The sequence below is a fragment of the Domibacillus sp. 8LH genome (assembly GCF_038806185.1).
Taxonomy (GTDB): domain Bacteria; phylum Bacillota; class Bacilli; order Bacillales; family Domibacillaceae; genus Domibacillus; species Domibacillus indicus_A.
This window is the reverse complement of record NZ_JAVJNG010000001.1, coordinates 282,102-305,486: the sequence shown is the minus strand read 5'-3', so window position 1 is coordinate 305,486 and position 23,385 is coordinate 282,102. Positions and strand designations below refer to the sequence as shown.

28 protein-coding genes are annotated in these 23,385 nt (G+C 46.4%); 25 read left to right on the top strand and 3 right to left on the bottom strand.

What is annotated here, in order from left to right; all coding sequences use genetic code 11:
• The first annotated feature begins 4 nt into the window (after positions 1–4).
• Both RG959_RS01585 and RG959_RS01580 read left to right on the top strand, forming a co-directional pair.
• A complete protein-coding gene (locus RG959_RS01585; protein ID WP_342795701.1) occupies positions 5–970 on the top strand; it encodes an MBL fold metallo-hydrolase in 966 nt (321 codons plus the stop codon).
• Positions 960–1,736 (top strand): SDR family NAD(P)-dependent oxidoreductase, encoded by a 777-nt coding sequence (locus tag RG959_RS01580; protein ID WP_342795700.1) that lies wholly within the window; start codon positions 960–962, stop codon positions 1,734–1,736. The genes RG959_RS01585 and RG959_RS01580 overlap by 11 nt, the downstream gene beginning before the upstream one ends.
• Before the next feature lie 23 nt (positions 1,737–1,759).
• On the opposite strand, the gene RG959_RS01575 is transcribed toward RG959_RS01580, so the two are convergent.
• Both RG959_RS01575 and RG959_RS01570 read right to left on the bottom strand, forming a co-directional pair.
• The gene (locus tag RG959_RS01575) at positions 1,760–2,722 is read right to left on the bottom strand and encodes an alpha/beta hydrolase (RefSeq protein WP_342795699.1); all 963 of its coding nucleotides are present in this window, start codon (positions 2,720–2,722) and stop codon (positions 1,760–1,762) included.
• The gene (locus RG959_RS01570; RefSeq protein ID WP_342795698.1) at positions 2,671–3,594 is read right to left on the bottom strand and encodes an aldo/keto reductase; all 924 of its coding nucleotides are present in this window, start codon (positions 3,592–3,594) and stop codon (positions 2,671–2,673) included. The genes RG959_RS01575 and RG959_RS01570 overlap by 52 nt, the downstream gene beginning before the upstream one ends.
• Before the next feature lie 67 nt (positions 3,595–3,661).
• Between RG959_RS01570 and RG959_RS01565 the strand changes: the two genes are divergently transcribed.
• The 15 genes from RG959_RS01565 (at position 3,662) to RG959_RS01495 (ending at position 15,955) form a co-directional block, all read left to right on the top strand.
• Complete coding sequence (locus RG959_RS01565) at positions 3,662–4,207, top strand: NUDIX hydrolase (RefSeq protein WP_342795697.1); 546 nt, start codon at positions 3,662–3,664, stop codon at positions 4,205–4,207.
• A 48-nt stretch (positions 4,208–4,255) separates the two neighbouring features.
• Positions 4,256–4,885, top strand: coding sequence for a stage II sporulation protein M (gene spoIIM / locus RG959_RS01560; protein ID WP_342795696.1), 630 nt, complete (start codon positions 4,256–4,258; stop codon positions 4,883–4,885).
• A 55-nt stretch (positions 4,886–4,940) separates the two neighbouring features.
• Positions 4,941–5,426 carry a ferric iron uptake transcriptional regulator gene (gene fur / locus RG959_RS01555; RefSeq protein ID WP_242233560.1) on the top strand — a complete coding sequence of 162 codons (486 nt, stop codon included), beginning with the start codon at positions 4,941–4,943 and terminating at the stop codon, positions 5,424–5,426.
• A 51-nt stretch (positions 5,427–5,477) separates the two neighbouring features.
• Positions 5,478–6,368, top strand: a complete 891-nt coding sequence (xerD, locus tag RG959_RS01550; protein ID WP_342795695.1) for a site-specific tyrosine recombinase XerD — start codon at positions 5,478–5,480, stop codon at positions 6,366–6,368.
• A gap of 151 nt (positions 6,369–6,519) precedes the next feature.
• The gene (gene deoB, locus RG959_RS01545; RefSeq protein ID WP_342795694.1) at positions 6,520–7,701 is read left to right on the top strand and encodes a phosphopentomutase; all 1,182 of its coding nucleotides are present in this window, start codon (positions 6,520–6,522) and stop codon (positions 7,699–7,701) included.
• Positions 7,698–8,513 carry a purine-nucleoside phosphorylase gene (locus RG959_RS01540; protein WP_342795693.1) on the top strand — a complete coding sequence of 272 codons (816 nt, stop codon included), beginning with the start codon at positions 7,698–7,700 and terminating at the stop codon, positions 8,511–8,513. Before deoB ends, RG959_RS01540 begins: the two co-directional genes overlap by 4 nt.
• Positions 8,514–8,528: 15 nt before the next feature.
• Positions 8,529–9,833 (top strand): pyrimidine-nucleoside phosphorylase, encoded by a 1,305-nt coding sequence (locus tag RG959_RS01535; protein ID WP_342795692.1) that lies wholly within the window; start codon positions 8,529–8,531, stop codon positions 9,831–9,833.
• Between the two features lie 119 nt (positions 9,834–9,952).
• Positions 9,953–10,315, top strand: a complete 363-nt coding sequence (gene spoIIAA, locus RG959_RS01530; protein WP_242233565.1) for an anti-sigma F factor antagonist — start codon at positions 9,953–9,955, stop codon at positions 10,313–10,315.
• Complete coding sequence (spoIIAB, locus tag RG959_RS01525; RefSeq protein WP_309087638.1) at positions 10,300–10,740, top strand: anti-sigma F factor; 441 nt, start codon at positions 10,300–10,302, stop codon at positions 10,738–10,740. Before spoIIAA ends, spoIIAB begins: the two co-directional genes overlap by 16 nt.
• Before the next feature lie 18 nt (positions 10,741–10,758).
• A complete protein-coding gene (gene sigF, locus RG959_RS01520) occupies positions 10,759–11,496 on the top strand; it encodes an RNA polymerase sporulation sigma factor SigF (RefSeq protein WP_242233567.1) in 738 nt (245 codons plus the stop codon).
• A gap of 40 nt (positions 11,497–11,536) precedes the next feature.
• The gene (locus RG959_RS01515; protein WP_285879585.1) at positions 11,537–12,133 is read left to right on the top strand and encodes a stage V sporulation protein AA; all 597 of its coding nucleotides are present in this window, start codon (positions 11,537–11,539) and stop codon (positions 12,131–12,133) included.
• A 1-nt stretch (position 12,134) separates the two neighbouring features.
• Positions 12,135–12,551, top strand: coding sequence for a stage V sporulation protein AB (locus RG959_RS01510; protein WP_342795691.1), 417 nt, complete (start codon positions 12,135–12,137; stop codon positions 12,549–12,551).
• 14 nt (positions 12,552–12,565) lie between these two features.
• Complete coding sequence (locus RG959_RS01505; protein WP_342795690.1) at positions 12,566–13,981, top strand: spore germination protein; 1,416 nt, start codon at positions 12,566–12,568, stop codon at positions 13,979–13,981.
• A 106-nt stretch (positions 13,982–14,087) separates the two neighbouring features.
• Entirely contained in the window at positions 14,088–15,407 is a 1,320-nt protein-coding gene (lysA, locus tag RG959_RS01500) for a diaminopimelate decarboxylase (RefSeq protein WP_342795689.1), read from the top strand.
• A gap of 194 nt (positions 15,408–15,601) precedes the next feature.
• Positions 15,602–15,955, top strand: coding sequence for a GNAT family N-acetyltransferase (locus tag RG959_RS01495; protein WP_251270955.1), 354 nt, complete (start codon positions 15,602–15,604; stop codon positions 15,953–15,955).
• A 7-nt stretch (positions 15,956–15,962) separates the two neighbouring features.
• Here the strand turns inward: RG959_RS01495 and RG959_RS01490 are convergent, their stop codons facing one another.
• The gene (locus RG959_RS01490) at positions 15,963–16,478 is read right to left on the bottom strand and encodes a DUF309 domain-containing protein (protein WP_342795688.1); all 516 of its coding nucleotides are present in this window, start codon (positions 16,476–16,478) and stop codon (positions 15,963–15,965) included.
• Between the two features lie 144 nt (positions 16,479–16,622).
• On the opposite strand from RG959_RS01490, the gene RG959_RS01485 reads away from it, so the two are divergent.
• The 8 genes from RG959_RS01485 (at position 16,623) to resB (ending at position 23,383) form a co-directional block, all read left to right on the top strand.
• Positions 16,623–17,351 carry a segregation/condensation protein A gene (locus tag RG959_RS01485; protein ID WP_342795687.1) on the top strand — a complete coding sequence of 243 codons (729 nt, stop codon included), beginning with the start codon at positions 16,623–16,625 and terminating at the stop codon, positions 17,349–17,351.
• Entirely contained in the window at positions 17,348–17,920 is a 573-nt protein-coding gene (scpB, locus tag RG959_RS01480; RefSeq protein WP_342795686.1) for an SMC-Scp complex subunit ScpB, read from the top strand. Before RG959_RS01485 ends, scpB begins: the two co-directional genes overlap by 4 nt.
• Positions 17,921–17,974: 54 nt before the next feature.
• On the top strand, positions 17,975–19,030 hold the full coding sequence (locus RG959_RS01475; RefSeq protein WP_342795685.1) for a D-alanyl-D-alanine carboxypeptidase family protein: 1,056 nt from the start codon (positions 17,975–17,977) through the stop codon (positions 19,028–19,030).
• The gene (locus tag RG959_RS01470; protein WP_342795961.1) at positions 19,024–19,605 is read left to right on the top strand and encodes a nucleoside recognition domain-containing protein; all 582 of its coding nucleotides are present in this window, start codon (positions 19,024–19,026) and stop codon (positions 19,603–19,605) included. Before RG959_RS01475 ends, RG959_RS01470 begins: the two co-directional genes overlap by 7 nt.
• Entirely contained in the window at positions 19,605–20,114 is a 510-nt protein-coding gene (locus RG959_RS01465; RefSeq protein WP_242233576.1) for a spore maturation protein, read from the top strand. Before RG959_RS01470 ends, RG959_RS01465 begins: the two co-directional genes overlap by 1 nt.
• Before the next feature lie 251 nt (positions 20,115–20,365).
• On the top strand, positions 20,366–21,097 hold the full coding sequence (locus RG959_RS01460; RefSeq protein ID WP_242233577.1) for a pseudouridine synthase: 732 nt from the start codon (positions 20,366–20,368) through the stop codon (positions 21,095–21,097).
• Between the two features lie 119 nt (positions 21,098–21,216).
• Positions 21,217–21,753, top strand: coding sequence for a thiol-disulfide oxidoreductase ResA (resA, locus tag RG959_RS01455; protein ID WP_309087662.1), 537 nt, complete (start codon positions 21,217–21,219; stop codon positions 21,751–21,753).
• A 13-nt stretch (positions 21,754–21,766) separates the two neighbouring features.
• A complete protein-coding gene (resB, locus tag RG959_RS01450; protein WP_342795684.1) occupies positions 21,767–23,383 on the top strand; it encodes a cytochrome c biogenesis protein ResB in 1,617 nt (538 codons plus the stop codon).
• The last annotated feature ends 2 nt before the right edge of the window (positions 23,384–23,385 follow it).

The following is a 23,385-nucleotide window of genomic DNA, read 5'->3' as shown; positions in this document are numbered from 1 at the left end:
AAAAATGGCGATTGAAATGTATAAGGATATTGTAAAAATAACCGTGCCAACCCCTTTTCCAATCGGTGATGTCAATACATATGTTGTAAAAGGAGACCGGCTGACCCTGATCGACGCGGGTATTCGTACGGAAGAAGCAGACGCCGCCTTAAAAGCGGGATTGAAAAACGCCGGCTACGAGGTTTCGGACATTGAACAAGTGGTCTTAACCCACCATCACCCTGACCATACCGGGCTTTTAGATCAATTTAACGTCCATATATATGGTCATGAGTACGCCAAAAACTGGCTTTCCTATAACGAGCCCTTTATGCAATGGCGCAAAGCGTTTTTCCTTGCTCTTTTCAAAGAGTTTGGTATTCCGGCAGACAAATACGAAATGGCAGCGAATCTGGAAAAAACATTGCCTTTTGGATCGCAGAGGAGCCGGCTCAGCGGCTTTTTAAAAGAGGGAGATACTATTCCGGGCCTGCCGGAGTTTCGTGTGTTTGAAACGCCGGGCCATGCGCAGAGCCATCTTGTTTTTTACCGGGAAAAGGACGGTCTCCTTCTGGCCGGAGACCATATACTAAAAACTGTTTCGTCCAATCCTTTGATTGAACCGCCAATGGAGGTGGGAGGGAAACGAAGCAAGTCACTGCTTCAATATCATCATTCATTGAAAAAAATAATGGATCTGGATATCAGCCATGTGATGACAGGGCATGGAAATGATCTTTCATCGATCAAGCCGCTGCTTCAGCGCCGCTTTGAACGGCAGCACGAACGGGCTATGTTTGTTTTATCCATGCTTCAAAGCCGGCCTATGACTATGTTTGAGTTATGTATCCAGCTGTTTCCGGAAGTATACGAAAAACAAACCGGCTTAACGCTGTCTGAAACAGCCGGGCAAGTCGATTATTTGCTCCAGCAGGGAAGTATTCGTGCAGACCGGGCAGAGGACGGAGCGATTTATTACTATGGAGCGTAACCAAGAAAAAGTTGTGGTGATCACAGGTGCTTCATCCGGACTTGGTGCAGAACTTGCGAGGGCTGCCGGAGCAAAAGGATACCGCCTTGTGCTTCTTGCAAGACGGCTGGACCGGTTAAAGAATCTGCAGAAGGAGCTGAACGGCCGGGGCGTCTTTGTCCGTGTGTTTGAAGCGGATGTGGCGGACAGGCAAAGGATGAAAGAGGTATTTAAAGAAATAGGCACGGTTGATGTACTCATTAACAATGCGGGAGTCGGTTTTTTTACATGGGCACACGAAGCGAAGGTGGAGGAAACCAAGCAGATGCTTGATGTAAATGTGAGCGGGCTGATTACGTGCTGTGAACTGGTTATTCCGCACATGATGGCGCGCCGGAGCGGTCATATTATCAATATTGCGTCACAAGCCGGCAAGATGGCTACGCCAAAGTCAGCCGTTTATGCGGCAACAAAACATGCAGTACTCGGTTACACGAACAGCCTGAGAATGGAAATGAGCCGGGCCGGGGTGCTGGTGACGGCCATTAATCCCGGCCCGATTGCGACGCCGTTTTTTGATCAGGCCGACCCGGAAGGCACGTACGTAAAAAATGCCGGCCGTTTTATGCTGGACCCCAAAAAAGTAGCCGAAAAAACAATTGCCATCATCGGACGGCCGGTGCGGGAAGTGAATGTTCCGCGCTGGATGGCCGCAGGCAGCCGCATTCATTCCCTGTTTCCAAACGCAGTTGAAAAACTTGGGAAAAACGCTTTTTTCAAAAAATAAAAAGGAGCCGATTCGGCTCCTTTTTATGATGGATATAAATCAAACTCTGCCAGAAAGCGATCAATGGCTTCTTCATATTCTTCTGGATTTTCATTATAAGATTGAGCGTGTCCGCCTGTTTCGGCCATAAAGAGCTGTTTCGGCCCCCTTTTTGCTTCAAACAGCGCTTCTGTCATATCAGGAAGGATAAAGTCATCTTCTTTGCTGTGAATAAAAAGAACCGGCTTCTCGATGGATTGAATCGCTTCAAGCGGAGACAGCTCCGTCATTTTGTAACGCCCGCGCAGCCAAACGGCCCATTCAGCAATCGTCATAAAAAAGGGAGGAGAAAAACCGAGCTCTCGTTTCATTTGATGACGCACCTGCTGCCGAAAATCTGAAAACGGACAATCGGCTATATAAAAAGATGCTTTGTCTTCTACCGTGCCGGCATAAAGTAAAAGCGTAACGGCACCCATTGATTCCCCATGGATGCCAAAGCGGATACCCTCACCTTCCCGGCGGATCAATTCATCGATGACGGCTTTTAAATCATGCTTTTCAAAATGACCATAGCTTGTAAAAGACCCCTCAGACTCTCCGTGCCGGCGGTGGTCAAAAAGAATTGCGTTAAAGCCGCGTTTTAAAAATACATTCATATATTTTACGGAGTTGATTTTATGCTCGGTAACTCCATGGCAGAAGATCACATATGGACGGCCGGGATTGGGCGTAATAAAAACACTTTTTAAACGGGTACCGTCTATAGAACGGACCCACACTTCCTCTTTTGGAAGCTGCCTGTATAGCTCAAGGTCGAATCGCCCGGCTTTTGTTTCCCGTTCTGCAACTGCTTCTTCCGCTTTTTTGGCGATATACAAAATCCGCTGGGACAAATAAAGACCGGTTCCTGCTATGGCCAGCACCGCAGAAGCACTGGCAGCCAGGCCTTTTTTTACAGCCGATGCGCGTCGTAGTCGGCTGTTTTTGAGATATCTTGTATCCATTTGTATTCTTCCTCCGTCAGCGCTGCTTCCCGTACGGCACGGGCATTTTCTTTCAGCTGCTCAACGGAGCTTGCCCCGGCCACAACAGTAGCAGCAGCTGGATGACCGAGCACATAGCGGAAAGCAAGCCCGTTTAATGTGCGTCCTTCCGGCACGTTTTTCTCAAGTGTTGACAGCACCGATTCGAGTTCCGGCTCACTGTACCAGTTAACCCCTTTTTTTGCCGCCTTTGAAAGCTTGTCACGCCAGTGGCTGGTTAAAAGTCCGAAGGCCACCGGACCGCGTGCGGCGACAGTGACGCCATTCTCTGCTAAAATAGGAAGCGCCTGTACTTCAGGACGGCGGTCCAGTATGCTGTACTGCATCATGACATTTGAAAGATTCGATCTTTTTACATATTCATTGATCACAGTCGGTCGAATGGAGGAAATACCATAAGCGCGGATAAGCCCTTCTGCTTTTAATTCCTCAAATGCTTCGATTGTCTCATCAATAGGATCTTCAAGGGTGCCGCCGTGTAGCTGGTATAAATCAATATAGTCAATACTGAGCCGTTTTAAACTTTGTTTGGCTGCTTCTTTTATGTATGCCTTTGAGGCATCCCACGTCCAGCTGTCTTTCGACTCGGTCCAGCGGTTGCCTGCTTTTGTCGCGATCACGACCTGGTCACGAACTGCGCGCAATGTTTTGCCGACCAGCTGTTCATTAACACCAAAGTCGTATAAATCAGCTGTATCAAAATAGGTGATGCCTTCATCTAGAGCTGTTTTTAAAAGCGTTTCTGCCTGCTTTTCTTCGGTGCCGATGGACATGCATCCAAGACCCAGTTCGCTGGCGTAAATACCAGATTTCCCAATTTCACGTTTATTCAATTTGCATCACCTTCCTTTTTTGTACAGTGTAACATATGGAAGAAAAAAATGGAAAAGAGGGACCTTTATGCACAAATTTGAAGAGAAAACAACGAAAAGCGAATCGATTTTCAGCGGAAAAGTGATACAGGTACGAGTGGATGAGGTTATACTGCCGGATGGAAAGTACTCAAAAAGAGAATTAATTAAACATCCGGGTGCGGTTTGTGTGATCGCGATTACAGATGAAAAGAAAATCATTTTGGTAGAACAGTACCGGAAAGCACTGGAGCGCCCACTCGTTGAAGTGCCAGCAGGAAAGCTGGAGCCAGGAGAAGAGCCGTCTCTTTGTGCCGCGCGGGAGCTGGAAGAAGAAACAGGCTATCGTCCAGGCAGTATTCAGCCTGTTCAATCGTTTTATACATCGCCGGGATTTGCCGATGAACTTGTACATGTTTTTTTAGCGGAGCAGCTTCAAAAGGTTGAGGGCGGACTTGTAGCAGATGAAGATGAGTTTGTAGACCTGCTCGAAGTCACGCTGGAAGAAGCAGAGGAACTGGCGAAAAATGAACGTATTTTTGATGCCAAAACACTTTGGGCACTGCAATATATCCGCTTAAACGGCCTGGCATAATAAGGGCTCCCCTCTCATATAGTGCGAAAAGAGAGGGGGCCTCCATTTATGTGGACTGCCATCATCGAACACATTCAAAAAAGAGCCGCATTATATCTGTTTTCAGCCGTATTGTTTATGACGGGAACAGCATTCGGAGCCATTACAGTCAACAGCATGGAACCGGTGCAGAAATCGGAGCTGTACACGTATGTAAAAGAGTTTTTCGGCCAGTCTTCGTCTGGAACTGTTGCCAACCCGACTGATCTTTTTGTGGAGAGCTTAATTCATAACATAAAGTTTACAGGGGCGATGTGGGTCGCCGGCATTTCGATTATCGGACTGCCGCTTATTTTTATTCTTCTTTTTATTAAAGGAGCTGTAACAGGGTTTTCTGTTGGCTTTCTTATCCAGCAAATGAAATGGGACGGGCTCTTTCTGTCGCTTCTGGCCATTTTGCCGCAAAATCTGATTCTCATTCCCGTTTTTCTTTTTACCGCTGTGATGTCGGCATCCTGCTCGATCCGTCTCGTGCAAAAAATTACAACCCGGCAGACAATGCCTCTTCCGGTTGCCAAAAGTGTTTTTTCTTATATGGGGTACGCCGCAGCAGGAGCGGCGGCTATTTTGCTTGCGTCTTTAACAGAGGCGTTTATTTCAAGCCAATTTATGAATATTCTCGTAAATAAATTCTTTTGATTCATTGATGCCTTTTGTTATAATAGGGAATACATCGGCGAGGGAGGGAACAAATATGGAAAGCCGGATTGACCGAATAAAAAAACAGCTGCATGCGGCAAGCTACAAATTAACACCGCAGCGTGAAGCTACTGTGCGTGTTCTTCTTGAGCATGAAGAGGACCACTTAAGTGCTGAAGACGTGTACCTCCTCGTTAAAGAAAAAGCTCCTGAAATTGGGTTGGCCACAGTCTACAGAACGCTTGAATTACTAAATGAACTTAAAGTTGTTGATAAAATAAATTTTGGAGATGGTGTCTCCCGCTATGATCTTCGTCAGGAAGGCGCTGCGCACTTTCATCATCATCTCGTTTGCATCGAGTGTGGAGCAGTGGATGAAATTCAAGAAGATTTGCTTGATGATGTGGAAGCCATTGTGGAAAGCAGATGGAATTTTAAAATTAAAGACCATCGTTTAACTTTCCATGGTATTTGCAGCAGATGCCATTCAAAGCAGCAGGAAGATGAGCAGGAAGATTTAGAAAAGCAGCATGTAGAATAAAACCTTTCGATCCAAGTCGAAAGGTTTTTTTATCATGAAGGAGGCAGGCGGATGAATGACTATGTAAATGATTTCCTGCATTTTTCACTTGTAGAAAAAGGACTTTCTGATAATACCATTTCAGCATACCGGCGTGATCTTCGCCATTATACAGAATACATAGAAAAAGTAGAGCAAGTGAAAATACCGGATATCACCCGGCTGCATATTTTGCATTTTTTAGAACAGCTGCGGGATCAGGGAAAGTCATCGAAGACGATTGCACGCCATATTTCCACGATCCGCTCTTTTCATCACTTTTTAATTCAAGACCGGATTAGTACGCATGATCCGACACATCATATTGAAACACCGAAGTCGGGCCGTACGCTTCCGAAAGTGTTAAATATGGATGAAACGGAAGCACTGCTGGCAGCACCGGATGCCACGACGCCTCTTGGCATGCGGGATAAAGCAATGATTGAACTGATGTATGCATCAGGGCTGCGGGTCAGTGAATTAACGGCTTTAAACAAAGAAGACGTTCACTTAACAATGGGATTTGTGCGTTGCACAGGAAAAGGCGGCAAGGAAAGAATTATCCCGGCCGGCAGTCATGCATTGAGCGCCATTGAACGATACTTGCAGGAGGGCCGCCCCAAGCTTGTATCACCGAAGCGGCGCGATGAAGCCTTATTTTTGAATCATTATGGACAGCGGCTGACGCGGCAGGGATTTTGGAAGGTGATTAAATCGCTGGCGAAAAAAGCCACCATTGAAAAAGAGCTTACGCCTCATACGATTCGCCACTCGTTTGCGACCCACCTGCTTGAAAACGGAGCGGATCTGCGGGCTGTCCAGGAAATGCTCGGCCATGCCGATATCTCGACCACGCAGATCTACACACATGTAACAAAAACACGACTAAAAGATGTATACAGCCAGTTTCATCCCCGCGCCTGAAGAAGGTCAGGCGCTTTTTGTTTTTTATAAAGAAATGGATTATACTAGAAACGAGAAGTCAGACTTCTGACAATTACCAGGCAAAGCATGATTTATCCGGCAGTCTGGGTAAAAATAAAGAAGAATGTGATTAGAAGGGAGAAGCGGCCAGATGAATCATTCATTTAAACGGATTCACTTAATCGTTCTCGACTCAGTAGGTATTGGAGAAGCACCGGATGCTTCTGCTTTTGGAGACGAGGGCGCTGATACGCTTGGGCATATTGCCGAAAAAATGAACGGGCTCAATATGCCGAATATGGCAGCACTTGGCTTGTCGAATATTAAAGAAATTCAAGGTATCCCGAAAGCGGACCATCCGGCGGCTTTTTGGACGAAAATGCAGGAAGCATCAAACGGAAAAGACACCATGACAGGACACTGGGAAATCATGGGGTTGCGTATCGATACGCCTTTCCAGGTGTTTCCGGATGGGTTTCCTGCTTCACTGATTGAAGAATTGGAAGAAAAATCAGGGCGCAAAATTATCGGAAACAAGCCGGCCAGCGGTACCGAAATTTTAGATGAGCTTGGAGAAGAGCATATGAAAACCGGGGCCCTGATCGTGTATACATCAGCAGATTCCGTTTTGCAAATTGCTGCTCACGAGGACATCGTGCCGCTTGATGAGCTGTATCGTATCTGTGAAACGGCGCGTGAAATGACCAAAACCGGTGATTATATGGTCGGCCGCGTGATTGCCCGCCCGTTTGTCGGCGAACCAGAGCAGTTTAAACGAACGGCTAATCGGCATGACTATGCACTGAAGCCATTTGGCCGCACGGTCATGAATGAATTGAAGGATGCCGGATTAGATGTAATTGCAGTAGGGAAAATTTCTGATATTTATGATGGGGAAGGCGTTACCGAAGCCATTCGAACTGTATCAAACATGGATGGAATGGATAAGTTTATTCAAACGGCGGAAAAAGACTTTACCGGCTTGTCTTTTTTAAACCTGGTTGACTTTGACGCTCTTTTTGGACACCGCCGGGACCCAGAGGGTTATGGCAAGGCGCTCGAGGAATTTGATGCGCGGCTGCCGGAGCTTTTAGAAAAACTGACTGAACAGGATCTGCTTATTTTAACGGCGGACCATGGCAATGACCCTGTTCATCATGGAACCGATCATACACGCGAATTTGTACCGCTGCTCGTTTATTCAAAAGCGTTTGCCGAAGGCCGCGAGCTGCCTCTTCGCAAAACGTTTGCGGATGTTGGCGCATCGGTTGCGGACAACTTTAACGTCAAAAAGCCAGAACATGGAAAAAGTTTTATGGGGGAATTAACATGAACATTCAACATATTGAAGAAGCTGCCGGATTTTTAAAAGAAAAACTAAATGTCACACCAGAAATCGGATTGATTTTAGGGTCTGGTCTCGGCGTATTGGCGGACGAAGTGGAGAACGCTGTTTCGATTCCATATGAAACCATTCCACACTTCCCGGTTTCAACAGTAGAAGGCCACGCCGGAGAACTTGTCATTGGAACTTTATCCGGAAAAACTGTTGCGGCCATGAAAGGACGCTTTCATTATTATGAAGGTTATTCATTTCAAGAAGTGACATTCCCGGTGCGTGTGATGAAAGCACTGGGTATCGAAACGATTATTGTGACGAATGCAGCGGGCGGCGTAAATGAATCGTTTGAGCCGGGCGACTTAATGCTCATATCAGATCATTTAAATTTAATGGGCGGAAATCCGCTGATCGGCAAAAATGATTCACGTCTTGGCGTTCGTTTTCCGGATATGTCCGTTGCTTACAGCCGGGAACTAAGAGAACTGGCAAAAAAAGCAGCGGAGCGGATTGGCTTGAACGTTCGAGAGGGCGTTTATGCAGGCAATACGGGTCCAGTTTATGAAACACCGGCGGAAGTGCGTATGGCACGTGTTCTCGGCGCGGATGCGGTCGGCATGTCTACAGTGCCAGAAGTGATTGCAGCCCGCCACAGCGGCATGAATGTACTCGGTATTTCTTGCATTTCCAACATGGCAGCTGGTATTTTAGACCAGCCTCTGGCACATGACGAAGTAATTGAAACAACAGAAAAAGTACGCGCGGAATTTCTTGCTTACGTGAAGGAGATTGTTCAATCTTTGTAAAGGTGTGATGGATGAATGAGAATGGTGGACGTAATTCATAAAAAGCGTAACGGACAGGCACTGACAGACGAGGAAATTCAATTTTTTGTTCAAGGTTATACAAAAGGCGAAATTCCGGATTATCAGGCATCTGCTTTTATGATGGCAATTTATTTTCAAGGAATGACCCCGCAGGAAACGGCTGTTTTAACAAAAGCGATGGTTGATTCAGGTGAAACGATTGATTTGTCTGGCATTAAAGGCCATAAAGTTGATAAGCACTCAACAGGCGGAGTCGGAGACAAAGTCACGTTTATTGTCGGGCCGCTTGTTGCTTCGGCAGGTGTACCGGTAGCAAAAATGTCCGGCCGCGGCCTTGGCCATACCGGGGGCACGCTTGATAAGCTCGAAGCGATAGCGGGCCTTCAAATTGAAATGTCTAAAGAGCAGTTTATTGATAATGTGAATAAACATAAGCTTGCTGTTGCCGGCCAGACCGGAAATCTCGCTCCAGCCGACAAAAAGCTGTACGCTCTGCGTGATGTAACAGCAACAGTCGAAGCCATTCCGCTGATTGCCGGCTCCATCATGAGTAAAAAGCTTGCGTCTGGTGCAGACAGTATTGTATTAGATGTAAAAACAGGGTCTGGTGCGTTTATGAAAACGCTGGAGGACTCCGAGGCTTTAGCAAAAGAAATGGTCGCCATCGGCAATAACCTTGGCCGCAGAACGGTTGCGATTATTAGTGATATGAATCAGCCGCTCGGATTTGAAGTCGGCAATGCCAATGAAATCAAGGAAGCGGCGGCCATTTTGCAAGGGGAGAATGTAGAAGACCTCCGGACCCTCTCGCTTGAAATTGCTTCTCATATGACAGTGCTGGCCGGTGCGTTCAGCGATTACAAAGAAGCACGTGACGCACTTGAGGCGAATCTGGAAAATGGCAAAGCATTCGAAGTATTCCGCCAGTTTGTGATCGCTCAAGGCGGCGATGTGGGAATGATTGATGATCCTGCCAAGCTTCCACAGGCCGCTTTTCACATTGATGTTGAATCAGAGCAAGAAGGCTTCGTAGCCCAAATTGACGCAGAGTCCATTGGGATAGCCGCCATGTATTTAGGGGCGGGACGCGCAACAAAAGACGATCAAATCAATCACGCTGTCGGTATTACATTAAAGAAAAAAATCGGTGACTTCGTTCAAAAAGGAGAGGTACTCGTTACGCTCCACGCGGATAACGCCACACCAAAAGACTCCATTGAAAAAGTAAAGCAGGCATATCGTTTTTCGAATGAAAAAGTAGAACGGCCTACGCTTATTCATAAAGTGATCAGGGACTGACAATTGTCAGTCTCTTTTTTTGTCGAAAATTAAGAGCTTTTTTCTAGTTTTGGCATGGGGGAGGAAAATGGCTCCTCGAAAAAGAATTCAACGTATCAGCATCTAAAGGAGGAATGACGATGGTAACCATGAAAGCAGAAGCGAAAGGAAAAGTTCTCATTATTCGATTAACGGGAGAGCTTGACCACTACTATTCCGAGCAGGTTAAGGAATTTACAGAGCAGCAAATTGACAGCCATCAAACGCAGCACTTGATTTGGAACTTGTCGGGTCTGCCTTTCATGGACAGCTCAGGTCTTGGAGTGATTTTAGGGCGCTATCGCCAGGTAAATGAAATGGGCGGCAGTGTGACCGTTTGTGGATTGAATACACAGGTGAAACGCCTATTTCAGCTTTCGGGGCTGTTTAAAATTATGTATGTGGATCAAACTGAAGAAGAAGCGCTGGGGAGATTGGAGGAATCTTCATGCAAAACACAATGACGATCTCATTTAACGCACTGGGAGAAAACGAAGCGTTTTCGCGGGTAGCCGTTGCTTCTTTTGCAGCAAAACTCAACCCTACTGTAGACGATTTAGCAGAATTAAAAACAGCTGTTTCAGAAGCGGTTACAAACGCTATTATTCATGGATATGACAGTAATCCGGCGGGAATTGTTTATATAAGCGCCACCATTGAGGACGGAGAAATCGACGTGATTATCCGGGATGAAGGACGCGGAATCGGAAATATTGAAGAAGCGAAGGAACCTCTTTTTACAACAAAGCCTGAAATGGAAAGAGCCGGTATGGGCTTTACGATTATGGAGCATTTTACCGACCTCTTGGAAGTGGAATCGAGCACATCTTCGGGTACAGTCGTTCGCTTTAAAAAGCGGCTGGCGGGAAAGCGTGTTAACTGTGTTTAAGGAAAGAGCGGATTTCTTATGAAGCAGGCTGTACAGTTAACCGATGGTGAAGTCAAGGAGCTGATTCGGCAAAGCCAGGAGGGCGACGTGGAAGCGCGCAATAAGCTGGTTGAGTGGAATACACGGCTCGTCTGGTCGGTGGTGCATCGATTTTTAAATCGTGGTCACGAGTCAGAAGATTTATTTCAAATCGGCTGTATTGGTTTAATTAAATGTATTGATAAGTTTGATCTTTCCTATAACGTTAAGTTTTCAACATACGCGGTTCCGATGATTATCGGTGAGATTCAGCGGTTTTTGCGTGATGATGGAGAAGTAAAGGTGAGCAGGCGCTTAAAGGAAACAGCCGGGAAAATGAGGCGCGAACGTGAAGCGTTTATTGCAGAAAGCGGACGCCCTCCTACTGTACAGGAACTGGCCGGAAAGCTTGGTATATCGATGGAGGAAGCGATGATGGCTCAAGAATCTTCCCGGCGTCCGGCGTCTATCCATGAAACCGTTTATGAAAATGAAGGAGAACCTATTACGCTGCTTGACCAGCTTGCAGCACCAGAAGCCAAGTGGTTTGATTCATTGGTTGTAAAAGAAGCAATAGAAAAGCTGCCTGAGCGGGAACAGCTTATCGTATTTCTTCGTTTTTTCAAAGACTGCACGCAGTCGGAAACCGCAAACAGACTCGGGATTTCCCAAGTTCAAGTATCAAGACTTGAAAAACAGATTATTAAAAGCCTGCGGTCAGATATGAATAAAACCTAGTCGGCACGGGGAAACTTCGTAAAAAGCGGAGGTGCTTGCTATGGGTCAAATCGTGTACATCACCTTAAAGCGCCATGTTCGCCTCGACGAACGGCGCATTTCTTTTTTTGATGTGGCTGAAGCCGAAGTCGACCAGGAAGCAAAGCCCATTTTAGAAAAACTGATTGTGAAAACGGCAAAGCCATCATCAGGCAATGTAGTCATTGTAACGATTTTAGATGTTGTGAAAGCATTAAAAACGGTTTTTCCTGATGCGCAAACGGTGATCACAGGCGATACAGAAACGATTGTCAGCCTGCAGCCTGTACGTGCACGAGCCCCGCTTTGGAAAATAGCATTTGTCTGGCTTGTGCTGTTTACAGGTGCTGCACTGACCATTATGAATTTTCATGAGGACGTATCCATGCAGAAAGTGCATGCGATTTTATATGAAAAAATAACAGGCATTAAAAATGAAAACCCGCTTATGCTTCAAATTCCTTATTCTATAGGGCTGGGGCTCGGGATGATTTTATTTTTTAATCGGCTCTGGCAAAAAAGACTCAATGAAGAGCCGGGCCCGCTTGATTTAGAAATGTTTAAGTATGAGGAAGACATCAATGCCTATCTGGCAGCCAATGAAAAGGAAAAGCCGTAGCATGACGACGCTTTTTGTTTTGTTTATAGGTCTAGCAGGCGGATTGGCTACAGGTGCTGGGTATGTGGCGTTTATTTCAGTCCTTGGAGTGATCCCGAGGCTGATGTCAGCTACGAAAACACAGCCGTATATTCACTTGTACGAGCTTTCACTGGTGCTTGGTGTACTCACAGGAACACTTCTGCATATTTTTAATACGCATTTTCACTGGCCATCTGTTACAACTGCCTTTATCGGTTTATTCAGCGGCTTGTTTATAGGCATGGGTGCAGCTGCACTGACTGAAGTACTGAATGTGTTTCCTATACTAGCCAGGAGAGTAGGGGTTTTTGCCGAGGTGAACATGCTGATGATGGCTGTGGCACTTGGCAAGATAACAGGCTCACTTATTCAATGGATTTTACTTTCACCGATGTAAAAGGAGGCAGCACGATGATTTCGCCAGAAGAAATGGATGTTTACTTAGAAAAAGAAGCAGGGCTTGGTAAAAGTTTTGATACCGGCATAAGAAGGCTGACAGTAGCAGGGGAGCCGCTCCATATTTATTTCATTAACGGGCTTTGTGAAACACGGTTTATTATCGAAATTATGGAATCATTGATTGCACTTGAAAAAAAGGAGGAGAAAACGACTGCTGCCCTCGTCAAAGAGCATCTTGTCCATCAGGCAGTCGAAGAAGTCACGGATCCATCAAAGCTGCCGGCTGCGATCATGTCGGGACTGATTGGTATTTCAGTACCGGGAACGGCGTTTATCATTGATGTAAGAAGTTATCCAGGACGGCAGCCGGCAGAGCCTGATACAGAAAAAGTCGTGCGCGGCTCCCGTGACGGTTTTGTGGAAAATATCATCGTGAACACCGCTCTTACACGAAGAAGAATTCGTGATGGCCGTCTTCGGTTTGAAATTATGAGAGCGGGAAGTGTTTCGCAAATGGATATTGCTGTCGGCTACATGGAAGGTGTAGCTTCCGATGAATTGGTTGAGCGGGTTAGGAAAGAAGTCACTTCTATTAAAACAGCCGGTCTCCCTATGGCAGACAAAACAGTAGAAGAATTTTTAATTAAACAACACTATAACCCCTACCCTCTTGTTCGTTATACTGAACGAGCGGATATTGCCGCCGCCCATTTAATTGAAGGGCACGTCCTCCTTTATACCGATACGTCACCAGCGGTTATGATCATGCCGGCTACTTTTCTGCAGCATATGCAGCATGCCGAAGAATACAGGCAGCTTCCGGCAGCAGGCACATTTATCCGTCTGCTTCGTTTTGTCGGTTTATGGATGTCCTTATTTCTGCTGCCGCTCTGGTATCTGTTCGCTGCTTATCCCGCCATGCTTCCTGAAGCGCTTTGGTTTATCGGTCCACGTGAAACAACAGAAATCCCCCTTGTTTTACAAATCTTTATTGCCGATCTTGGCATAGAGTGGCTGCGAGTTGCTGCCATTCATACGCCGCAGCCGCTTTCAACTGCTATGGGGCTTGTTGCTGCCGTGTTAATTGGACAAATGGCCATTGATACGGGGCTTTTTGTGCCTGAGGTAATATTGTATACAGCACTTGCAGCCATTGGCACGTTTTCCACACCCAGCTATGAGCTGGGGCTGGCGAATAAATTGACACGCCTTTTTATTCTGGCAGGAACGGCCCTGTTTGGTCCAATTGGATTTGTTGTGTCGGTTATGCTTGTATTTGTATATCTTGTTCGTTTAAAACCGTTCGGAGCTCCTTATCTATGGCCGCTGATTCCCTTTGACGCTTCATCGCTATGGACGATCCTCATTAGACGGCAGGCACCGGAGCAAACCGGAATTCCAGAAATCAACCGAACAGATTTACGGTAAACAGGAATATTTCGTGTATTGAGCGAGGGGTGAATGTATGATATAGTACTTTTATTCTCATGCCGGGTAAAAGGCATAAAGACAATAGAACGGGGCGATTATGCATATGCACACATATGGGACAGCAGCTGTGAATGACCGCGGACATTTAGAAATTGGCGGTGTTGACGTAGTAGAAGCGGCAGCTCAATTCGGCACACCGCTTTATTTATATGACGTAGCGCTTATTCGTGAGCGTGCAAGAGGATTTAAAGAAACATTTGATAAATTGGGAGTCAAAGCGCAGGTGGCGTATGCGAGCAAGGCATTTGCTTCGGTAGCCATGATGCAGCTGGCCGAACAGGAAGGACTCTCGCTTGATGTTGTATCGGGCGGGGAATTATATACAGCACAAAGAGCCGGGTTTCCGGTAGAGCGAATTCATTTTCATGGAAACAACAAAAGCCGTGAAGAAATCGAAATGGCTTTTGAAGCAGGGATTGGCTGTATGGTAGTCGATAACTTCCATGAATTAGAGCTTATTGGTAAAATTAGTGAAGCCCGCAGTCAGGTGATGGATATTCTGCTTCGCATTACGCCGGGTATTGAAGCTCATACGCATGATTACATTTTAACGGGTCAGGAAGATTCAAAGTTTGGCTTTGATTTAAATAATGGACAAGCGGAAGAAGCATTGAAACTGGCACTTCAAAAGCCGTTTATCCACGTATTAGGCCTTCACTGCCATATCGGATCGCAAATTTTCGAAACAACAGGCTTTATTTTAGCAGCCGAGAAAATTATCGGAAAATTGGCTGATTGGCAGCATCGTCTCAATTTTGAAGCGAAAGTATTAAACCTTGGCGGCGGTTTCGGTATCCGTTATACCGCTGAGGATGATCCGCTTAAACCGGCGGCATATGTAGAAGAAATTATCAGCAAAGTGCAAAGTGAAACAAAAAAATATGGAATGAGTATGCCTGAAATTTGGATTGAACCGGGCCGTTCCCTTGTGGGTGACGCAGGTGTGACAATTTATGAAACAGGTTCAGTGAAAGATGTGCCGAATGTGCGCAAATATTTAGCCGTGGATGGCGGCATGAGTGATAATATCCGTCCTGCTTTATATGAAGCGAAATACGAAGCGGTACTCGCAAACCGTGTAAACGACCCGGTTGAAGAAACGGTATCGATTGCCGGAAAATGCTGTGAATCCGGTGATATGCTCATTTGGGATCTGCCGCTTCCGAAAGCAGAAGCCGGTGATATGCTCGCGATGTTCTGTACGGGCGCTTACGGCTATTCCATGGCGAACAACTACAACCGTATTCCGCGTCCGCCAGTTGTATTTGCCGAAAATGGCGAGGCGAGACTGGTCATTCGTCGTGAGACATTTGAGGATTTAGTGAAATTAGACTTGCCGCTTGGGCTGCCGCAGACAAACTAATTGGAGCAGGCAGTATGAAAAACAATGTTGTTTTACTCCTTTTATTCACTGTGCTGGCACTGGGATGGGGACTGTATTACTGGTTTTTTATTGCGGGTTAACATCGCCTCTTGCGGTCGGGCTTTAGATTTAGTAAGATAAAGTACGTGGCGATATCAAGCAGGTAAATCCTGCTAATTGAAGAGGGATTTTAAATGCTGATTCGATATAAAAAGTCGTTTAAAAAAATTGCAATGGGCTTGCTTTCCTACATGCCCCGCGAAAAAGAACTGCGGACGCTGACCGAAACGATGGAAAGCTACGAAGCAGATGACAGCAGACAGCTGTTTCTTTGGAAAGAGGACGAGGACATTGTAGGAGTAGTTGGTGTAGCCGTCAGCGATACAAGAGCTGAGATATTGCACATAGCGGTCAACCCGTCTTTCCGCGATGAAGGAATTGGAACGGAAATGATTGCCGCTGTAACAAAATTATTTTCGGACCGGACTGTTGCGCCAAGCGAAGCAACGAACCGATTTTTTGAAAAGTGTACGAAAGAAAGCCGGTAAAGGACGATTATCTCGTCACCTTACCGGCTTTTTTCAATGCGATTGCGGCTGTGCGGGCATCCAATACGTCCGTACGGTCACGCAGTTTATGTTTGTTGAGTAGAAATTGTTCATTGGATTCCGGCTCAAAAGCAGCAGTAAACTGCTTCAATTCGTTTTGAAGCTGTGGATCCGCAATCGGAATCTCAATTGGCTCAAAAGGAACATCGGCTTTTACATCGTCTGCCGCCTGCTCAATCAGGAGAAGAAAGTGCTCTGGATCAACACCGAGCTCCCTCAGAGCTTCCTGGCGGCGGATCAAGCAGGAGATTGATTTTTGAGCCATGCGGAGTGCGCCGGCTTTGTTTCCGCGCCGGTAATGATAAAGGAAAACAGCACACTGGATAAAGCCAACCCAGACGGAATCACGCGTGCCATCTATTTTTTTCCAATACTCTTCTAGCAGCTCGTGGCATTCAAAATAATCACGGTCAATATGAAAATGTGCCAAAAAAGCCAGGTAAGGCACTGGATATGAATACATTCGGTTTCCCCCAGTTCAAGTGGTTGAATCGAAGTAAGCGTATCATGATTTAATTCTTTTCTCAATAGCAGCCGTCTGAATGCGCTGATGACCAGCGGAAGGGAATAGAATGTAAAAAATGCAAGAAGTACAGGGGAGCAACCAATGGAATATAAAGTGAAAATTGATTCTTTTGAAGGGCCGCTTGATTTGCTGCTTCACTTGATCCAGCAGCTTGAAATAGACATATACGACATTCCTGTATCGGAAATTACGAATCAATACTTATTGTATGTGAATACAATGCAGCAGCTTGAACTTGATGTAGCCAGTGAATATTTAGTGATGGCCGCTACATTAATTGCCATGAAAAGCCGTTCACTGCTGCCGGATCATTCGGCGGAAGAAGAAGATTTTATAGAAGAAGAAGATCCGAGAGAAGAGCTGGCCCGCCGGTTAATTGAGTATAAAAAGTATAAAGAGGCAGCCGGCCGTCTTCAGGAGCTTGAGGAAGAGCGGACAAAGCTTTTTTCAAGACCGCCCGCAGACCAGCTTTTTTCATCTAATGAAGAAGGGCCGCTCAATGTGTCCCTTTTTGATATGCTCGGCGCTTTTCAGAAAATGGCCCGCCGTAAAAAGCTGGCTGTGCCGCCACGAGCGACGGTCCGCCGGGAAGAGCTTTCAGTAGAAAAAAGAATGGAGCTGCTCAAAGAAAAGCTGAGGCTGTCAAAAGAGCCCATTCTTTTTGATGACTTGTTTGACTCTCATGAGCGGAACGAGCTTGTGGTTAGTTTTTTAGCCATTTTAGAGTTGATGAAGCAAAATGAAATTGTTGTTTCACAAGAAGGAAATTTTGCCGACTTATATGTAACGGCTGGAGGAAATAAAGGATGAAACATAAAAGCATTATAGAGAGCCTGCTGTTTGCAGCAGGAGACGAAGGGCTGACAGCGGAGCAAATCGCCGAGGTCATGGACTTGCCGATACAGGAGGTCAAAGACATTCTTCAATCGATGGAGGAAGCTTTGAAACAAGATGAAGCGAGGGGAACAGTGATTACCTCCTTTGGCGACGAATACCGGATGATGACGAAAAAAGAAAATGCGGCCTTTATTCAAAAGCTCGCTGAAAAGCCGTCACCGAAAACACTGTCCCAGGCAGCGTTGGAAACGCTCGCCATTATTGCTTATAATCAGCCGGTTACACGCATCGAAGTGGAAGAAATCCGGGGAGTGAAAACAGAGCGTCCCATTGCCACCCTGTGCGCACGGGGGCTCATTGAAGAAGCTGGCCGTGCAGATGCCCCGGGCCGGCCTATTTTGTATGCGACTACAGCTGAATTTTTAGACGCTTTTCAGCTTAAAAGCATCAAAGATCTGCCGCCGCTCGAAGAAAGCAATGGATCTATGCAGCAGGAAGCCGACTTGTTTTTCGGCCGATTCGAAGAAGCCCTTGAGGATTAGTCATGCTCGTCTTTCTTTTTTCATATAGTAGTGAAAAAAGAAAGGAGCGGACTGATGAAAAAAAAGAGGCTATTCGCTTTCATCCTGCTCCTGGCACTTTCTGTTATGCCGACAGCTGCAAGAGCAGAACCATCTCTTTCTGCTCAAAGTGCCGTGCTGATGGACATGGAAAGCGGGCGGGTTTTAGCCCAAAAAGATGCACATGTGCGCCGGCCGATTGCGAGCATTACCAAAATTATGACCGCGCTGCTTGCAGTAGAATCTGGACGGCTGAATGAAACAGTGGCCATCAGCGATCGCGCCCGCCAAGTAGAAGGGTCTAGTCTGTACTTGGAAAAAGGGGACAAGTTGAAACTGGAGGAACTCGTATATGGATTAATGCTTCGTTCTGGAAATGATGCTGCCATTGCGATCAGTGAACACGTTGCCGGCACACCAGAAAAGTTTGCCGCTTTAATGAACAAAAAAGCGAAAGAGATCGGAATGAAGAACACTTCTTTTATGAATCCGCATGGACTTCACGATCCGGCCCACTATTCAACCGCTTATGATATGGCTCTTTTAACATCAGAAGCGATGAAAAACAGTACGTACCGGAAAATTGTTTCAACGGATTTGTACAAAACAAAAAGCAAGCCGATTCGTGTTTGGGAAAACAAGCACCGGCTTGTCCGGAGCGGAGGCATCATTACGGGAGGCAAAACGGGCTTTACGAAAAAGTCAGGCCGTACACTGGTCACAACAGCCAAAAAGGATGGCATGTCTTTAGCGGTCGTAACACTGAATGCACCGGATGACTGGCTTGACCATACTTCTCTTTTTGAGTATGGCTTCCATTCGTACAGCCAAACCATGATTGTCGGCAAAACGCCTTTCGCCGTTCCAGGGGAAAAACAGTTATATTATGCAAAAAAACAGGTCCGCTATCCCATGACACCTGACGAAAAAAAGTCTGCCTATATTCGGCTGGTCATAGGGTCTAGCCAAACTGGAAAAGCAGAGTTATGGATTGGGAACGAAAAACAAACATCGATCACGGTTTATAAAACAAAAGAACGGGCGGCCACATCTCTATGGGCAAAGCTGAAAAAGGAGCTGATGGCATGGTAAGCGTCGCTTTTGCTTTTTTAATCCTGGCCGGGTTTCTTTTTGCAGCCATTAACGGAACGATGGCCGAGGTGAATGAGGCCTTGTTCGCGTCCATGGGGCAATCCATTGAATTGGCGATTTCACTCGCCGGAATTCTTTTGTTTTGGACGGGCGTGATGAAAACAGCGGAAGCCGCTGGTATGGTAAAAGGACTGGCGGATGCAGTCCAGCCGCTTTTAGCCCGGCTTTTCCCGGAAATACCGGATGGACATGTTGTATTTGGCTATATTGCCTCGAATATGGCCGCCAATTTTTTTGGGCTCGGTAATGCAGCCACACCGATCGGTCTTAAAGCGATGCGGGAGCTGAAAAAGCTGAACGGGGACGAGGACAAAGCAAGCCGCTCGATGATTACCTTTTTAGCGCTTAATACAGCGGCGATTACACTTATCCCTACCACTGTGATCGCTATTGGAATGAAAAATGGAGCATCAGATCCAACGGATATTATTATACCGGCCCTGGCTGCGACCATTTTGTCTTTTTTCTTTGCCATTGTGCTTGACCGTTACTACGCTTTTAGAAGGAGACGATAATGGCTGTTTGGCTTGTGCCGGCTATTGTAGCAGTGGTAATTGGCGTAGGGATCTTTAAAAAAGTAAACATTTACGAAACACTGACAGACGGAGCAAAAGAAGGTATGCAGACATGGGTGTCCATCGTTCCGCATCTTGTCATTATGATGGCGGCTGTGACGATATTCCGCGCTTCCGGTGCTGCCGGTGAGCTGGCCTCATGGCTCGCGCCGCTGCTTTCGCTGGTCGGTATTCCAGCTGATGTGGTACCCCTGGCCCTTATGCGTCCGATTTCCGGCACGGCGACACTAGCCATGCTGGATCAGATTATGCAGGAGCATGGAGCAGATTCGTACATTGCAAAGCTGGCAGCGATTATGCAGGGCAGCACTGACACCACTCTTTATGTGCTGGCTGTCTACTTCGGGGCTGTCGGAATCAAGAAAACCGGTGATGCTTTGAAAATTGGCCTGCTTGCGGATGCGGCTGCGTTTTTCTTTTCTGTTCTTGCAGCAACCTGGCTCCTGTAGCCAGGTTTTTTTGCATTATACACACAGAACACAAGCCGCTTTTGCATAAAAGCTTTAGGAGTGTGGCAGTGTTAAAGCAAGGCAGGCAGCTTGTTGTCGAAGATTTGTTAGAGCTGAAAGAATTTTATTGTAACCGGATGGTATAACTTGCTTAAAGTCGTTTTTACTGCGTTTTTTTGTTTTCTTTTCCTTTTTGAATATTTGTGCCATAATGCTTAATGGACGAAAAGACAATTATAGAGGTGAAATAGATGGAACGATTGCAAAAAGTAATTGCGCAGGCGGGAATCGCATCGCGCAGAAAAGCGGAACAGCTTATTCTGGAAGGGAAAGTAACGGTTAACGGAAAGAAAGTAACCGAGCTCGGCACAAAAGTAGGATTAAACGATGATGTGCGGGTAGAAGGCGTGCCGCTTGAGCGGGAAAGAAAAGTGTATTACTTGTTTTATAAGCCGCGCGGTGTTATTTCAGCCGTAACAGATGATAAAGGAAGAAAAACGGTTGTGGACTTTTTCCCTGGAGTAGAGGAACGCATTTTTCCGGTGGGGCGTCTTGACTACGATACATCGGGGCTTTTGCTGCTCACAAATGATGGTGAATTTGCCAACTTAATGACGCACCCGCGCTATGAAATGGATAAAACCTATATTGCCAAAACAGAAGGCATCGTGCAGCGCCATTTATTAAAACGGCTTATGAGCGGTATCAAGTTAGAGGACGGAATGACGGCGCCGGCAAAAATAAAAGAGCTGTCAATTGACCGAAAGAAAAACCGTTCCCTGCTCGAAATTACCATTCACGAAGGGCGCAACCGGCAAGTACGCCGCATGTTTGAAGCGATCGGGCATCCGGTGCAAAAGCTTCGCCGGGATCGTTTTGCTCATCTGACGCTGCATGGCTTAAATGCGGGTGAATATCGCGAGCTGACGGCCCATGAGGTGAAACAGCTGCGTACGCTGGCTGAAACAGGTTCTCTCCGCTAAGTCATAAAAATGTCACATTTAAAGATTGAAGCCGTTTTCTTTTACAGCAAAAAATAATGATATAATAAGTGTAGTGTTTATTCCTGCCCGCGTAGTGGAACGGGCCTGGAGGCTGTCAAATGGAAAAAAAGAAAAAACGACTCGTTATACGAACCGCTATTTTAGCGGTTTTGGCTGGACTGGTTATGTATACGCTTTATACGAACTTAACGAAAGAATCCCGCGGCAGTCTGGAAGAAGGGGATGAAGCTCCGGATTTTGTACTGAGGGATGTAAACGGTCAGACGCATCAGCTTTCCGACTACGAAGGAAAAGGCGTGTTTTTGAACTTCTGGGGTACTTGGTGTGAACCGTGCAAAAAAGAAATGCCGTACATGGAAAAACTGGCAAAAGAGTATGAGGGCCAGGTAGAGATTTTAGCGGTAAATGTAGGCGAATCGGATTTTCAAGTTGAGAACTTCGCCAAGCAGTACGGTTTAACATTCCCAATCGCGATTGATGAGGGAAAAGAAGTGATGGATACGTACGGGGTTGACCCGCTTCCGACAACATTTATGATTAAGCCGGATGGCACGATTGATCAAATTGTCATCGGCGGCCTTGTTCAGGAAGATCAGCTGCGTGCACTGTTTGAACGGGTAAAACCATCATCGTAAAGGGAGTTTTTGTATGGGGAAAGTGAAGTGTGAATGCGGCCGTCTAAATCCGGCCGGTACGATTTTGTGTGAATCGTGCGGGCGTGCACTGACGGAAAAAGCAAAGCAGGACAAGCTTGTGGACATGCGCTATGAGGGAAGCGCACGCCGTTCACAAACCTATAACAAAACACTGATTGATAAAGTCTGGAATTTCTTTTCCTCCGTAAAAGTAGGCATCTGGATTATTGTGCTGCTGCTCGTAGCGGCTTCATTCGGCACGATCTTGCCGCAGGAGTTTTACATTCCATCCAACGTTTCTGCTGAGACCTATTATGAGGATGTATATGGCACATTCGGCAAGCTCTATTACATGATCGGTTTTCATGATTTATATAATTCCGTCTGGTTTAGCGCGCTTGTTGCCGCGCTCGGCGTGTCGCTTGTGATTGCCAGCCTCGACCGCGTGGTTCCCTTGTATCGTGCACTGAAAAACCAGCGCGTCGACCGGCATGAAACATTTATGAAAAAGCAGCGCCTTTTTGCCCAGCGGGAGGGTAAGCTTGAGCCTGCAGAGTGGGAAAAGATAAAAGAAGCCCTGATAAAAAAGAGATATAACGTCCGCACAGAAAACGGGGCTCTTTTAGCAGAGAAAAATCGCTTTACAAGATGGGGGCCTTATGTGAATCATGTTGGGCTCATTCTTTTTCTGCTTGGTGCGCTTCTTCGTTCGGTGCCCGGAATGTACGTAGATGAGCTGCTTTGGATTCGAGAAGGAGAAACCCTTCAAGTTCCCGGCACAAACGGAGAATATTATGTGGAAAATAACGGGTTTACTCTACAAAATTACAAAGCAGGGGAAGACCCGGAAGTATTTAATGAAGCGATTGACCGTGTTGGAACCGTTGCAAAAAATTATCAGACGGATGCCGTATTATACCGAAATAAAAACAATGAGCTGCCCGGGGCGGAGCCCGAGCTGACAAAGGTGCAGGAGGACTCAATCCAGGTCAACCAGCCAATGAAGTTCGGCCAGTTTGCCGTTTATCAAACGAGCTTTCGTCAGGATGAGATGAAGGCCATGCACTTTGCCCTTACAAACAAAGAAACGGGCGAAGAGTTCGGGGAAGTGGTCATTGATTTGTTTGACCAGCAGGCCGCGTATGATCTTGGCGGCGGATATAAAGTGGAACTGCTGGGCTATTATCCGGATTTTGATGGATTTACAAAAGAAGGAGAACCGACCTCAAAATCACCGCTGCCGAACAATCCGGCATTTTTATTTAATATGATTACACCAGAGACGCCAGATGGAGAAGTGAGCTTTGCCCAAATCCGTAATACAATGGAGCCGCTCGGTGAAACAACGTTTAAAATGGCGTTTAAGAGCTTGGACACCCGGGACGTTTCAGCCCTGACCATTCGCAAAGACTTAACGCTTCCTATTTTGGCGGCGGGCGGCATTGTTTTCATGATCGGTGTGATTCAAGGCTCGTATTGGAATCATCGCCGTCTGTGGATTCGGGAAAAGAATGGCCAGGTATATGCAGCTGGCCACACGAATAAAAACTGGCATGGCCTCAAACGGGAAATTCATTCGGTTTTGGAAGGGACAAGCGTTCCCGAGCCGGAAGACAGACAAAAGGAGTAAGG

What these genes read in the sequence shown, in the direction of transcription:
- RG959_RS01460 (WP_242233577.1), top strand. Translation starts at nt 20,366, where the DNA reads ATGGAACGATTGCAAAAAGTAATTGCGCAGGCGGGAATCGCATCGCGC.
- resA (WP_309087662.1), top strand. Translation starts at nt 21,217, where the DNA reads ATGGAAAAAAAGAAAAAACGACTCGTTATACGAACCGCTATTTTAGCG.
- RG959_RS01485 (WP_342795687.1), top strand. Translation starts at nt 16,623, where the DNA reads ATGGAATATAAAGTGAAAATTGATTCTTTTGAAGGGCCGCTTGATTTG.
- RG959_RS01580 (WP_342795700.1), top strand. Translation starts at nt 960, where the DNA reads ATGGAGCGTAACCAAGAAAAAGTTGTGGTGATCACAGGTGCTTCATCC.
- fur (WP_242233560.1), top strand. Translation starts at nt 4,941, where the DNA reads ATGGAAAGCCGGATTGACCGAATAAAAAAACAGCTGCATGCGGCAAGC.
- spoIIM (WP_342795696.1), top strand. Translation starts at nt 4,256, where the DNA reads ATGTGGACTGCCATCATCGAACACATTCAAAAAAGAGCCGCATTATAT.
- RG959_RS01505 (WP_342795690.1), top strand. Translation starts at nt 12,566, where the DNA reads ATGATTTCGCCAGAAGAAATGGATGTTTACTTAGAAAAAGAAGCAGGG.
- RG959_RS01540 (WP_342795693.1), top strand. Translation starts at nt 7,698, where the DNA reads ATGAACATTCAACATATTGAAGAAGCTGCCGGATTTTTAAAAGAAAAA.
- sigF (WP_242233567.1), top strand. Translation starts at nt 10,759, where the DNA reads ATGAAGCAGGCTGTACAGTTAACCGATGGTGAAGTCAAGGAGCTGATT.
- RG959_RS01495 (WP_251270955.1), top strand. Translation starts at nt 15,602, where the DNA reads ATGCTGATTCGATATAAAAAGTCGTTTAAAAAAATTGCAATGGGCTTG.
- RG959_RS01515 (WP_285879585.1), top strand. Translation starts at nt 11,537, where the DNA reads ATGGGTCAAATCGTGTACATCACCTTAAAGCGCCATGTTCGCCTCGAC.
- RG959_RS01490 (WP_342795688.1), bottom strand. Translation starts at nt 16,478, where the DNA reads ATGTATTCATATCCAGTGCCTTACCTGGCTTTTTTGGCACATTTTCAT.
- spoIIAA (WP_242233565.1), top strand. Translation starts at nt 9,953, where the DNA reads ATGGTAACCATGAAAGCAGAAGCGAAAGGAAAAGTTCTCATTATTCGA.
- RG959_RS01475 (WP_342795685.1), top strand. Translation starts at nt 17,975, where the DNA reads ATGAAAAAAAAGAGGCTATTCGCTTTCATCCTGCTCCTGGCACTTTCT.
- xerD (WP_342795695.1), top strand. Translation starts at nt 5,478, where the DNA reads ATGAATGACTATGTAAATGATTTCCTGCATTTTTCACTTGTAGAAAAA.
- RG959_RS01575 (WP_342795699.1), bottom strand. Translation starts at nt 2,722, where the DNA reads ATGGATACAAGATATCTCAAAAACAGCCGACTACGACGCGCATCGGCT.
- lysA (WP_342795689.1), top strand. Translation starts at nt 14,088, where the DNA reads ATGCACACATATGGGACAGCAGCTGTGAATGACCGCGGACATTTAGAA.
- scpB (WP_342795686.1), top strand. Translation starts at nt 17,348, where the DNA reads ATGAAACATAAAAGCATTATAGAGAGCCTGCTGTTTGCAGCAGGAGAC.
- RG959_RS01565 (WP_342795697.1), top strand. Translation starts at nt 3,662, where the DNA reads ATGCACAAATTTGAAGAGAAAACAACGAAAAGCGAATCGATTTTCAGC.
- RG959_RS01510 (WP_342795691.1), top strand. Translation starts at nt 12,135, where the DNA reads ATGACGACGCTTTTTGTTTTGTTTATAGGTCTAGCAGGCGGATTGGCT.
- RG959_RS01465 (WP_242233576.1), top strand. Translation starts at nt 19,605, where the DNA reads ATGGCTGTTTGGCTTGTGCCGGCTATTGTAGCAGTGGTAATTGGCGTA.
- deoB (WP_342795694.1), top strand. Translation starts at nt 6,520, where the DNA reads ATGAATCATTCATTTAAACGGATTCACTTAATCGTTCTCGACTCAGTA.
- RG959_RS01585 (WP_342795701.1), top strand. Translation starts at nt 5, where the DNA reads ATGGCGATTGAAATGTATAAGGATATTGTAAAAATAACCGTGCCAACC.
- RG959_RS01535 (WP_342795692.1), top strand. Translation starts at nt 8,529, where the DNA reads ATGAGAATGGTGGACGTAATTCATAAAAAGCGTAACGGACAGGCACTG.
- spoIIAB (WP_309087638.1), top strand. Translation starts at nt 10,300, where the DNA reads ATGCAAAACACAATGACGATCTCATTTAACGCACTGGGAGAAAACGAA.
- resB (WP_342795684.1), top strand. Translation starts at nt 21,767, where the DNA reads ATGGGGAAAGTGAAGTGTGAATGCGGCCGTCTAAATCCGGCCGGTACG.
- RG959_RS01470 (WP_342795961.1), top strand. Translation starts at nt 19,024, where the DNA reads ATGGTAAGCGTCGCTTTTGCTTTTTTAATCCTGGCCGGGTTTCTTTTT.